The 12441-nt window shown below is 64.1% G+C and carries 11 protein-coding genes; 2 read left to right on the top strand and 9 right to left on the bottom strand.

Going from position 1 to position 12441, the window contains the following annotated elements:
• Positions 1-9 precede the first annotated feature (9 nt).
• Entirely contained in the window at positions 10-405 is a 396-nt protein-coding gene (locus C8C92_RS10105) for a KGG domain-containing protein (protein ID WP_099759993.1), read from the top strand.
• 138 nt (positions 406-543) lie between these two features.
• Positions 544-1056: a YgjP-like metallopeptidase domain-containing protein gene (locus C8C92_RS10100; protein WP_071078582.1), complete on the top strand. Its 513-nt coding sequence runs from the start codon at positions 544-546 to the stop codon at positions 1054-1056.
• Between the two features lie 28 nt (positions 1057-1084).
• Here the strand turns inward: C8C92_RS10100 and C8C92_RS10095 are convergent, their stop codons facing one another.
• The 9 genes from C8C92_RS10095 to C8C92_RS10055 form a co-directional block, all read right to left on the bottom strand.
• The gene (locus C8C92_RS10095; RefSeq protein ID WP_165829580.1) at positions 1085-1630 is read right to left on the bottom strand and encodes a TIGR00730 family Rossman fold protein; all 546 of its coding nucleotides are present in this window, start codon (positions 1628-1630) and stop codon (positions 1085-1087) included.
• An 11-nt stretch (positions 1631-1641) separates the two neighbouring features.
• Positions 1642-2415 carry a hypothetical protein gene (locus tag C8C92_RS10090; RefSeq protein ID WP_116743697.1) on the bottom strand — a complete coding sequence of 258 codons (774 nt, stop codon included), beginning with the start codon at positions 2413-2415 and terminating at the stop codon, positions 1642-1644.
• A gap of 41 nt (positions 2416-2456) precedes the next feature.
• A complete protein-coding gene (locus C8C92_RS10085; protein ID WP_034758777.1) occupies positions 2457-3128 on the bottom strand; it encodes a TetR/AcrR family transcriptional regulator in 672 nt (223 codons plus the stop codon).
• Between the two features lie 139 nt (positions 3129-3267).
• Positions 3268-3909, bottom strand: a complete 642-nt coding sequence (locus tag C8C92_RS10080) for a phasin family protein (protein WP_116743696.1) — start codon at positions 3907-3909, stop codon at positions 3268-3270.
• Positions 3910-4043: 134 nt separating this feature from the next.
• Positions 4044-7676 (bottom strand): EAL domain-containing protein, encoded by a 3633-nt coding sequence (locus C8C92_RS10075; RefSeq protein WP_116743695.1) that lies wholly within the window; start codon positions 7674-7676, stop codon positions 4044-4046.
• Between the two features lie 300 nt (positions 7677-7976).
• Entirely contained in the window at positions 7977-8936 is a 960-nt protein-coding gene (locus C8C92_RS10070) for an alpha/beta fold hydrolase (RefSeq protein WP_116743694.1), read from the bottom strand.
• Positions 8933-10579 (bottom strand): GMC family oxidoreductase, encoded by a 1647-nt coding sequence (locus C8C92_RS10065; protein WP_116743693.1) that lies wholly within the window; start codon positions 10577-10579, stop codon positions 8933-8935. The genes C8C92_RS10070 and C8C92_RS10065 overlap by 4 nt, the downstream gene beginning before the upstream one ends.
• A gap of 10 nt (positions 10580-10589) precedes the next feature.
• Positions 10590-11114, bottom strand: coding sequence for a hypothetical protein (locus C8C92_RS10060; protein ID WP_116743692.1), 525 nt, complete (start codon positions 11112-11114; stop codon positions 10590-10592).
• A 72-nt stretch (positions 11115-11186) separates the two neighbouring features.
• Entirely contained in the window at positions 11187-12380 is a 1194-nt protein-coding gene (locus C8C92_RS10055; protein WP_243420166.1) for an MFS transporter, read from the bottom strand.
• Between the last annotated feature and the right edge of the window lie 61 nt (positions 12381-12441).

Below are 12441 nucleotides of genomic sequence, written 5' to 3'. Positions count from 1 at the left end.
GAGAGCGACATGGCTAACAGTAATGAGCAGGGCAAAGGTGCTGGCAGCAGCCAGAAAGCCGGCGAACCGGGCAGCAGCAAAGGCACGAGCAAGCGCGGCTTTGCCGCCATGAACGAGGAGCAGCAACGCGAAATTGCCAGCAAGGGCGGTCAGGCAGCCCATCAAAAGGGCACGGCGCATGAATTCGACTCGGAAGAAGCACGCCGGGCCGGACAAAAAGGCGGTGAAGCCGTCAGCCGCAACCGCGAACACATGGCGGAAATCGGCCGCAAGGGCGGCGAAAGCCGGCAATCGGCCCAGCGCGCCAATGAAAGCCGCGGCAGCACGGCGGCACGCGGCGGCAGCGCCGAGCAACAGTCGAAGGCTAGCCGGCAGGGCAACAAGGACGGAGACGACAAGGGCTGACCTGGCTGGCCTGGCACGCGGCTTGACGACGGTACGGGGCGGCCCTGGCAGCCCCGTACCGGGGCAGGCGCAGCGCGGGGCGCAGCGGTATGGTACATTCTCGCCTTACTGACACATTCGCGCCCCGCCCTTCCCCGCATGCAGCCATCCCTGAAATACCTGAGCGCCTATTCCGAACAAACGCAAGCGCAAGTGCAACAACTGATCGCGCAGGACAAGCTGGGCGAAGTGCTGTTAAAACGCTACCCGAATGCGCATGATGTGCGCAACGACAAGGCGTTGTACCAGTACGTGCAAGACTTGAAGAATGAATTCCTGCGCAATGCCGAGCCCATCAACAAAGTGGCGTTCGACAGCAAGATCCACGTGATCCAGCATGCGCTGGGCTTGCATACCTCGATCTCGCGCGTGCAGGGCGGCAAGCTCAAGGCCAAGCATGAAATCCGCGTGGCCACCATGTTCAAGGAAGTGCCGCTGGAATTTCTGCGCATGATCGCCGTGCACGAACTGGCGCATGTAAAAGAAAAGCAACATGACAAGCCGTTCTACAAGCTGTGCACGTATATGGAACCGCAATACCACCAGTACGAATTCGACGTGCGCCTGTACCTGACCCAGCTCGACCTGTCGGGCCAGCGCCTCTGGTCGTGACGCGCGGCGCTCAAGCACTTTCCAGGGCCTAGGGCGCGCATTCCTTCAGGCGTTGCAGCAGCGCGGCGGGATCGGCGTCGGCATTGAGGAAGGCTGCGTGCTGTGGGCGGATGAAGCCCTGTTCCTTGCCGTTATCCACGAACGCCAGCAAGCCATCATAGAAACGGTCGACATTGAGCAAGCCAATGGGCTTGGCGTGCAAGCCCAGCTGGGCCCACGTGAGCATCTCGAACAGCTCTTCCAGGGTGCCATAGCCGCCGGGCATGGCGATGAAGGCGTCGGACAGGCTGGCCATCATTGCCTTGCGCTCGTGCATGTCCTTCACGATGAACTGGCGCGTCAAGCCCATGTGGCCCACTTCGCGTTCAACCAACTGGGTGGGAATCACGCCCGTCACCTCGCCGCCCAGGCGCAGCACTTCATCGGCGATCACGCCCATCAGGCCGACCTTGCCGCCGCCATACACCAGTGAAATATTTTCCGCCACCAGCACGCGCGCCAGTTCGCGCGCCGCCACCGCATAGTCGGGCGAGACGCCCGCGTTGGCGCCACAGTACACACATAAAGCCTTGATCACAGTAGTCCCTAGTCTTTCAATTCATCGATCGCCGCCTCGACTTCGAGGCGTTCCTTGGCGTCCAGTGCCAAGCACTCGGCCGCCTTTTCATACAGGGCCAGCGCTTCCGCCAGCTTTTTCTTTCCGTCAAGCATGTTCAAGGCGCGCGCATACTCGCTGTGCGCCAGCGCCGAATACGGCGTCAGGGCCAGCGCCGTCTTGAAGTGCTGATAGCCATCTTCCTTGTTGGCGCCATAGGTCAGGCTGCCGATCATGGCGCCGACCTTGTCGATAATTTCCGTATGATAAATCCCGAACGCAATATGCGCTTCCGCATGCATGGGCGCTACAGTCATGGTGCGGTCCAGGCTGTTGCGCACGCGCGCGCCCATGCCCTGCGCCAGGGCCTTGACGACGGAGGTGCCCAGCGCATAGCGGCCCAGGCTATACGCATGCCAGTAGTAGCCGGCCGGGTTGTCCGGCTGTTCGCTCTGCTGGCGCTCGCAGCGCTCCGCCACTTCTTCGTACATGTCGAGTTTCTGGCGGTCCTCCACTTCCAGGTGCGTGGCATAGATGCAGGTCGCCTTGTGCGCCACCGCATAGCCGGGCACGCCGACGGCCAGGCCCAGCTTCACGGCGCGTTCGAAGTCGCCCGCGTGGAAGGCCAGCCAGGCTTGCACCAGCGCCGGATGCGTGGGAAACGGTTCCACATCGCCCGCATGCAGGCGCGCCCAGGCCGCTTCCAGGGTTTGCGGCGTGTAGACATAGGCTGCGTCCGGATAGGGGAATTGTTTCCAAGCCATATATCTCTCCTGTAAATGACGACGTGACGCCAGCAACCGAGTCAGTCGTTCTTGAGTTTGGTCACATACTCTTCCGACAGTTTGCGAAACAGCAAATGCGTTTCATTGCGTAAATACGGGCCGATCAGGGACAACACCTGGTAGCAGCCGCGTGCCAGCGCATCGGACATCGATTGCTGCTCGCTGTACTTGCGCGGGTTGCGCACATATTCGTACGACAGCCAGTAGGTGGCGACGACCACCATATTCGTCGCCATGGCAGCGACTTCCATGTCCGACGCTTCCAAAGACTGTTCGCTGCGCAAATCTTCGCACAGCTGCGTGGCCACCTTGATCTTGTGCGCCAGGATCAGCTTGAAATGCAGTTCCAGCTTGCGGTTGCGCGACAGCAAATCATTGAGGTCGCGATAGAAAAAACGGTAGCGCCAGATCAGTTCGAACATCAGGTGCAAATACAGCCAGACATCCTCGATATTCGAACGGCGCCCGTCAGGCACGGTCAGGATGCGTTCGATTTCCGCCTCGAACTGGACGAAGATCGAGTTGACGATGTCATCCTTGTTACGGAAGTGGTAATACAGGTTTCCCGGCGAAATATTCATCTCTTCCGCAATCACGGTCGTCGTGATATTCGGCTCACCAAACTCATTGAACAGGCGCAGCGACAACTCCAGGATGCGTTCGCGGGTACGGCGTGGTGCTTTTTGTAGCATGGCGGGCAATCTCTCTGTGTTCTGCCTCAAGCATACCACCTAAGATAGCCGCAATGAAACACTGCGCCCCACGGCGCAGGTGAAAAACGCAGGCAAAAAAAAAGCCTGCGCGAGCAGGCTGGAGGAATGCTGCGCCAACTCAGGCCGGCGCTGCTTTTTTCTTCGCCGCCACTCTCGCGGCGGGTTTGCTCACCGCTTTGCTCACTGGATTGCTCACTGGCTTGCTCACCGGCCTGGCTGCGGCGCGCGGTGCGGCCCTGGTCGCCGGCTTGGCAGGGGCCTTGTCGACGGCCGACTTCGGTGCCGCCTTCGGCGCGGCTTTCGCTACGCTGCTCGGCGCCGCTTTCACGGCGGGCTTGGCCACCGCCTTCGGCTTGGGCGCCGGCGCGGCCTTGCCCGACAGCGCTGCCACCTGCAAGCTCAAGGCATCGATCTTGGCATGCAACGCGGCGATATCGTTTTGCATCGGCACGCCGATGGTGGCCAGGGCACGCGCCACGCGCTCTTCAAACACCTGTTCCAGCTTGTCCCAGGAGCCGCTGGCCTGCTTGCCCACGCCATCGGCCAGTTTGCTGACGCTGTCGCCGACATCGGCCACCTTGTCTTCGGCGCGCTTCTGGAATTCCGTGCCTTCCTTGACCAGCTTGGAAAACACGCGCCCACCCTCTTCCTGCGCCTTGGCGAAGGCACCGAGGCCCGCTTGCCAGATCTGCTGCGCGGACGAGCGCACGGCGCTCGCCAATTCCTTGTCTTCCGTCAATTCCTTCAATTTCTTCACCATCGCCCGCTCCCGTCATATGAAAGGCCATGCCACTTCATGGATGCTTTTATTCTAGAGAGCAAAACTAGAGACGGGAGTCTAATTCGATACAAAGCTGCGTCTGAACGTGCGCCAGCACACGCAGTGGCAAGCGTCTAGGCGGCCGCTTTCACCGGGCCATGCAGCAGCTTGTGCAGGCGGAAGCCTTCGCGGATGTTCTCGCGCAGCACGGCGCCTTTCCACGGCTTGGTATAGAAGCGGTCGACGGCGCCGCGGTTGATGGCCGCCATGATGGGCGTCAGGTCGGCAAAAGCCGACAGCATGATGCGGAAAGTATCGGGGCACAGGTGCTTGACACGCTCCATGAATTCGGTGCCGCTCATGAGCGGCATGCACTGGTCGCACAGGATCACCTGCACCTTGTGGCGCGCCAGGATGTCGAAGCCCTCGGCGGCCGTCTGCGCCGTCAGGATGCGGTAGCCATCCTGCGCCAGGAAGTCGCTGAGCACGTCGAGCATGAAGACATCGTCGTCGACGATCAGCAAGGTTTGCTGCTCTTCGCTGCCCGCGTCCTGCGGCGCCTGCAGCAGCTTGCCCGCCATCAGCATCTGCTCGAATTCTTCCTGTGGCACGGGGCGGCTGAAATAATAGCCCTGCATCTCGTCGCAGCCGTGGCGCCGCAAATAAGCCAGCTGCGCATCGTTTTCCACGCCTTCGGCGATCACTTCCAGCTTCATGCTGTGCGCCATGCTGATGATGGCCAGCACGATGGCCGCGTCGTCCGGATTGCTGGTCACTTCGCGCACAAAGGCGATGTCGATCTTCAGCTTGTCGATGGGGAAGCGCTTCAGGTAGGCCAGGCTGGAATAGCCGGTGCCGAAATCGTCGATGGAAATCTGGATACCCAGCGCCTTCAGGTTGCGCAGCACGGCGATGGTTTCCTCGGCGTTCGACATCAGCGAGCTTTCCGTCAGCTCCAGTTCCAGCAGGTCGGGCGCGATATCGTGCTTGCTGATCGCCTTGAGCACCTCTTCTTCCAGGCCGCCGACAAAAAACTGGATGCCCGAGACATTCACCGACAGGTGCACGGGGCCAATGCTGCTGGCGCCCCATTCGCTGATCTTCTTGCAGGCTTCGTCCAGCACCCAGTTACCGACGCGCACGATCAGCCCCGTTTCTTCCAGCAAGGGGATGAACAGGGCCGGCGAAACCATGCCGTGGCCGGGGCGGCGCCAGCGTATCAGCGCCTCGGCGCCGCTGATGCGCCCCGAGATGATATTCACCTTGGGCTGGAAGAACAGCACGAATTCCTCGTTGTCGATGGCACGCCGCAGGGCATTTTCCATGTCCAGCCGCGCCATCGATTGCGCGTTCATTTCCGCCGTGAAGAAGCGGAAGGCGTCGCGCCCGGCCTCCTTGGCGCGGTACATGGCCGTGTCGGCATACTGAATCAGGGTGTCCGCATCGACGCCGTCTTCGGGGAACACGGAAATGCCGATGCTGACCGTCACCGTTACTTCGTGGCCCTGCAAGTCGAAGGGCTTGCGCATCGCTTCGCGGATCTTCTCGACCACGCCCACGGCATGCTGGACGCCTTCCGGCAGCACCAGGATGGTGGCAAATTCATCGCCGCCAAAGCGGCCGATGGTATCGCGCACGCGCAGGCAATCGACGAGACGGCTGGAAAACTGGCGCAGCAGGTCGTCGCCGATGGTGTGGCCCAGGGTGTCATTGATATTTTTGAAGCGGTCGATATCCATGAACAGCACGGCCACGGCCCACTGGTGTTCGGCCGCCTGGGACAGCGAATGGGTCAGCGAGGCGTAAAACTGGCTGCGGTTCGGCAAGCCCGTCAAGGTATCGAAATGGGCCAGCTTCATCAGGCGCTGCTCGGCATCCTTGCGCTCGGTGATGTCGCGCGCCACGGCCACCAGAATCCAGCTCTGCCCCGAGCGCAGGGTACGCCGCTGCACTTCCACCGACAGCGGCGAGCCATCCTTGCGTTGCAGTTGCAATTCCGTCATGGGCCCGCCCTGGTCGCCGGCCAGCAGCTTGTTGTACAGTTCTTCCAGCTGGGCCTCGCCCTCGTTCGCGCGCCCCGGCCCCACGCGCAGGAAATCCTCGCGTTCAAAGCCCAGCATGCGGCAGGCAGTCTGGTTGACGTCGACGAAGCACATGCCGGCGCGGTCGACGAGAAAAATCGCGTCGGCCGTGGCATCCATCGCCAGGCGGAAGCGGCGCAAGTCTTCATCGAGACGGATGCGCGCCGCCATGTCCAGGGTCAGCTGCTCGTGGTGGCGCTTGATCTCGTCGTACAGCAGCAGGTTGTCGTAGGCGACGGCGATCTGCGCCGCCACCGTGGCGGCGACCCGTTCGTCGACTTCGGAAAATTCATTCGCCCCCAGCTTGTCGACCAGGTACAGCCAGCCGTGGCTGCGCTCGCGCGAAGCGATGGCAACGCCCAGGAAGGAATGCACGGGCGGGTGCGTGTCGGGCAGGCCCAGCGCGCCGGGGTCGCCCTTCAAGCCATTGACACGGTAGGGCTGGCGCTGTTCCAGCAAGCGGTTCAGGATGCCCGTGCGCGGCGCGCTGGCAATGCGCTCGAGGTCTTTCTCGGCGCCGCACGAAGAAAAATAACTGAGTTTCTCGGCGCCCTCTTCCAGCACGCCGATGCAGGCATACCTGGAGACGCAGATATTCTGCGCCACCTTGCAGCCCGCCTCGATCAAGGCGCGCGGATCGCGTTCGGCGCCCAGTTCAATGCCCAGCTCGATCAGGGCCGTCAGGCGCAGGCTCACCGCCTGCAGGCTCGACAGAGAGCGCGACAAGCGCTCCGTCATGATGCCCAGGTCTTCGGGCATGGCGGCATGGCTTTCGCGCAGGCTGACCAGCTGCGAAATCTGCTGGCTGCTGGACTCGACTTCGTCGAGGTAGCCGCTGACCTGGTGATCGATGCCGGCCAGCTTGCCAGTGGCGGGACGCGCCGCAGCACCGCCCGGCACAATGGGCGCCTGGGCGGCCGCCGGCATCAGTCCCAGCGCCTCGTTGACCGTGCGCACGATGACTTCAGGATCGGACGGCTTGGGCAACACCCAGCGCACGCCGCACGCCTGCGCCAGCAAGATCGCTTCCTGCTCGCGGTAGGTGGCCGTATAAAAAATGATGGGCACGGCGGTCAGCGCGGGATCGGCATGCACGCGCGTGACGAATTCATAGCCGTCCATGTTCGGCATGAGGATGTCGGAGATGATCAGGTCCGGCCGCTCGGTGCGCAATATTTCCAGCGCGTCGGCGCCATTGGCCGCCTCCAGCAGGCGGTGGCCGCCGTAGCCCAGCAGTGCGGTCAGGAATTCGCGGTTCAGCACATGATCGTCGACGATCAGGATGGTCGCTATGTCGTTTTTAACTGGCGTCGACGGCGCCCCGGGTAAAAAAGATTCCAGCTCCGCCACGAACAGGTCCGGCTCGATCGGCTTGCCGATATAGCCATTGAAACCGGCTTCGAGCAGGCGTTCGCGGTCACCCACCATGGCCAGCGCCGTCACGGCCAGGGCCGGGATCTTGCGCAGCAGCGGGTCTTTCTTCAGCTCGGCCACCACGCCATAGCCATCGAGCTTGGGCAAATGCACGTCGCAGATGATCAAGTCCGGCAATTCGCTGCGCGCCATGCGCACGCCCTCTTCGCCGTCATAGGCGGCCAGCGGCGTGTACCCGAAGGCACGTAACAGGTACACCATCAATTCCATATTGGTGGCGTTATCTTCGATAATCAGGATACGTGCGGACAATTAGCACCCCCATGAAAACTGCATAGTCTCATTTTCTGCCTGTACCGATTTTTCCGCTTGCGCGGCAACATGCTGATCCTACAACATCCTGCCATGCATCCCCGCAAATATCTCGCATGCGGCTCGCTGTGGCGCGGCGCATACGGCCTCGGCAATCATTGCTGGCCGTCACCTTCGTGCTGCTAGCTTAATACAGGACGCCTGTGGAAAACAGCATTTTCTGGGCCTGTACCTGTTAAACCTGGGCAACAGCAGAGTCAAAAGAGACAGTCTTGCCATGCTGATAAAACACAACAGGATTCAGGAAAAATGCGGGCTGGACGGGGTCTGGGCGACTTCGTCCTTGATAGTGATTTCCGCTAACAGCCGGCGCAGCACGCGCGCATCGCTGGCCAGCGCCACATGGCCGATGCCGCCGAAGGCCAGATTGCGCGCGCCGGGCAAGTGTGCGGAAGTTTGCGGCACGACAATATTATCGTGATGCGAGTACATCGATGTGATCAGGGCGCGCGTTGCCGGTGCCTCGCTGGCGGCCAGCTGCGCCAGCCAGCCGCTCGGTGCGCCATCGATACGGCTCATCTGGCGCGCATTCGCGCCCGCCGCCAGGTTGGCCAGCGCCGTGCCGTGGTGCGGCGTGCCGATGGTGATGATGCGCGCCACGCGGGCCGCGCCATAATGGCGCAGCCAGGCACGCGCCACCAGGCCACCCATGCTGTGGGCGACGAGCATCACGCGGTCGCTGCCCGTGCGAGTACACAGCTCGGTGATGGCTTGCTCGACCTGCGGCACGAACGCCTCGATGTCGCCGTTGATCGGTTCCAGGTCGATCGCCTTGTGCACGATGCCCGCCTGCGCCAGCTGCCGGCTCAGCTTTGTCCAATAGCCGCGGTTGCACACATAGCCGTGCACCAGCAGCACCGGCAAGCCCTGGCCAGCCGTGATGCAATCGGCCGCATGCAGGCGCGGACGCAGCATGCCCCACGACGAGGTCCACAAGGTGGCGCACAGTTCGCCGAAAAACAGACGCGCGGCACCCATGGCGCCCAGCCGGTATTCAAGCGGTACCGGGCTGCCCAGGCGCCGGCTTTCCCAAAAATTGCGCGCCACGATCAGCGCGCGCACGGCCAGCAGCATGGCGACCGCCAGCAGCAGAGCCAGCACCGGCGAGACGACGCCCCACGCCTGCATCGCCAGGTACGCCACGCCCAGCACGGCCAGCACCTGCAGCAGCATCAGCCACTTGAGGATGCGCGCGATCATGCGGCGGCTGGGGCGGCGACAGGCATGGGCACGGGGGCCGGCTTGCCCGTCAGTTGCTGCGCCAGGCCGCTGGCCAGGCGCGCCGCCAGCGCATAGATGCTCAGTTGCGGATTGGCGCCGATCGAGGTGGGGAACAGCGAACCGTCGTGCACGGACAGGTTGCGCACGCCGTGATAGCGGCCGTCGGCGCCCGTCACGCCCAGGCGCGCATCGTCCGACATGGCGCAGCCGCCCATCACGTGGGCCGACACCACGCGCGCCAGCAGCGCCTGCATCGGCAAAGCGCCGATGGCCTGTTTCGCCTGCGCCCAGCTGGTGTAATGGCTGGCCAGTTCATGCACGGGATAGACACTTTTCGCGCCGGCGGCGAACTGGATTTCCGCCATCGACAGCAGCGCGCGCCGCGCGCCATCCCAGATAAAAGGCGTCAATGGATAGTCGAGCACAGGCGCGCCGAAGCTGTCGATGGACACGCTGCCGCCCGCCGAGTCGTGGTGAAAGCCGTCGCGCAGCAGCGCCAGCAAGCCGTGCACATGGGGGAATTCGCGCATGGTGCGCGCATGTTCATCGCCGAAGCCGCCCATGGTGGTGGCCATCAGCAGCGGGTGCAAAGGCGGCGCTTCGAGCTTGTAGCCGATGGGGCCATCGATGGGTGCCAGGTGCAGGAAATGGTCGGAATAAATCGTCTGCGGCGCGCCCGCATAGGCATCGACGCGCTGGGGGAACAGGCCGGCCGAGATCAGCGTCGGGTGCAAAAAGGTACGCTGGCCCAGCAAGCCGTGCGGGTCGGGCGCCTGCGAGCGCAGCAGCAGCGCCGGCGAATTGATGGCGCCGCCGGCCAGCACAAAATGCTTCGCCTTCAGCGTGAGACGCACGCCCGTCGGCACTTGCCCGGCGGCGTCCAGCGCCGTCACCTGCAAGCTGTCGATGCGCTCGCCCTGGAAGCTGAAACGCTCGGCGCGCGCATGCACGAGCAGGCCCGCGCCCAGCGCCAGCGCCGAGGGGATCGTCGTCACCAGCATCGACTGCTTGGCATTCGTCGGGCAACCCATGCCGCAGTAGCCGAGGTTCCAGCAGCCGTTCACATTGCGCCGGATGGCGGCCGTGGGGATGCCCAGCGCCGTGGCGCCACGGCGTAGCAGATCGTTGTTTTCATTCGGCGGCACGGCCCAGTCGCTCACGTGCAGACGTTTTTCCATCATGGCAAACCACGGCGCCATGGCGTCCACCGAATAGCCGGACAAGCCAAAGTGCTGGCGCCAGTATTCCAGGGTGCCGGGCGGCGTGCGAAAGCTCGAGGTCCAGTTGACGGTGGTCGAACCGCCCACCGTGCGCCCCTGCAGGATGTTGATGGCCTTGTCGCGCGTCTTGCGCGCGGCCGATTCCTGGTACAGCGCGGGATAAGCGTCCGCTTCGCGCATCTTGAAGTCTTTCGAGGACTTCAAGCCGCCCTCCTCGACGATCAGCACTTTCAGGCCGGCCAGCGCGAGGATTTCCGCCGTCACACCGCCACCGGCGCCGCTGCCGATGACGACGACATCCGCTTCCATGGTGCGGTCGGTGCGGAGGGTGCTGGCGTCGGTGACGTTCCAGCCGGCGGCAATGCCGGCGGCGATGGGATCGGGTATGGGGGATGTACTCATGGATGCTCTCTTAACTCAGCTCGGGCAGCGGTCCCGGATAGCCGATGGCGGCCCAGTGGGCGGCATCGGCATACCAGGCGCCGAGGATCAGGTCGTGCAGGGCCAGGTAGGCCGTCTGCAGGGTGGCCAGGCGGTGCGTGCGCCACGACTGCAGGAAGGCGGCCACCTGGGCCGGGTCGGCCTCGGGCCAGCCATCTTTCACGCCGGCGACGAAGCGCCGCGCGGGCGCCAGCGCCAGCAAACCAAACAAATCCTGCACTTCCTGCTGCGCCGCCAGCGGCAAGCCATGAATGGCCGTGTCCACGCCGGCGATGGCGCCGTCGAGGGCCTTGCTGCGCGCATCGCCCCCGTGCGGCAAGGCCTCGCCCAGCATGGCCGGCACGATGGCCGCCAGCGCCGCACGCGCCGCACCATCGAGCACGAAGCGGCCAGGCGCCGCTGGCCCCCGCAGCGCGCGGTACGCGGCGCCGCTGGCAGCCAGCGCGCAGGCGCCCAGCACACCCAGTTTCAGAAACGATCTGCGTTGCAATCCCATGTGTCCCCTTGTTTTGTACGGCCTTTTGCAGGCCAGTGTACGCCAAAGGCCGTGGGCGTTTGAACGCAAAAACTAGAGCGGCGCGTCTAGTTTGCGCGACTGGAAGCACAGCAGCAGCATGGCCAGCAGCGCCGCCAGCGCGCCGCCGATGGCGATGCTGGGCAAGCCGAAGGTGACAATCAAGGTGGCGCCCAGCGCGCCGCCAAGGGCCGTGCCCGCATTGAAGGCCGCGATATTCAGGCCCGCCGCCACGGCGTCGCTGCCCGGGCAATGCCGCTGTGCCAGGAGCAAGAGGCGCATGGTCGACAGGGTCACGAGGGCAAAGAACAGCATGCCCAAAGTGCCGCACAGGGCCAGCATGGCAAACGGATGCGTGCGCAGCACATGGAACCCCAGCAGATTACACGCCAGCGCGGCCAGGGCCAGCATGGCCGCACGATCCGCGTGTGCGGCATCGGCGCACTGCCCACCCAGCAGGTTGCCGCCGATGGCGCACGCGCCAAAGCACAGCATGGCGGCACTGAGCCAGCCCGCATCGAGTCCGCCCAGTTGCAGCAGGAAGGGCGAGATATACGTGAAAAAGCTGAAGGTAGCCACGCTGACCAGCGCCGCCACGCCGGCCGCCAGCAGCAGGGGCGGCTGCAAGATGGCGCGCAAGCTGGCCAGCGCCGATACGGCAGCGCCCTGCTGGCGCGCGGCCGGCATGGCGCAGCGCAAGCCGGCGCCGCCGCACAGGGCCAGCACGCCGATGGCGGCAAACACCCAGCGCCACGACGCGACGGCGCCCAGCCACGTCCCCAGCGGCACGCCACCGGCCAGTGCCAGGGTCAGGCCCAGCCAGACGATGGAGAGCGCCCTGCCCGCGCGGGACGGGTCGACCAGACTGGTGGCCGCGTGCGAAGCCACCGCCATGAACACGCCATGCGCCAGGCCCACGACAAAGCGCACACCGAGCAGCGCACCCAGTGCCGGCGCTTGCGCCATCGCCACGCTGCCGGCCGCCAGCACGAGCATGCTGGCCACCAGAATCTGGCGCGTGGGGCGGCGCGCCAGCATCGCCGTCAGGATCGGCGCACCGATGGCCGCCCCCAGCGCATACGCGGCGATGGCGCCGCCGGTCGCCGCCACGCCGGCGTGCAGGTCGCGCGCCATGGGCGACAGCAAGCCGGCGGCGATGAATTCGCACAGGCCGAAAGCAAAGCTGCACAGCGACAGCCAATAAATAGAGGGAGGCAGCGCGCGGCTGCGCGAGGACATGGTGGACATGGCAGTTCCTGACAATCAAAAACGCCATGCTGGCCCCTGGCCCATCATCTGTAAAATATCT

It is taken from the genome of Janthinobacterium sp. 78 (genome assembly GCF_003096775.1).
Lineage (GTDB): Bacteria > Pseudomonadota > Gammaproteobacteria > Burkholderiales > Burkholderiaceae_D > Janthinobacterium > Janthinobacterium tructae.
The sequence above is the reverse complement of the archived record's forward strand: the minus strand, read 5'-3'. Positions and strand labels throughout refer to the sequence as shown.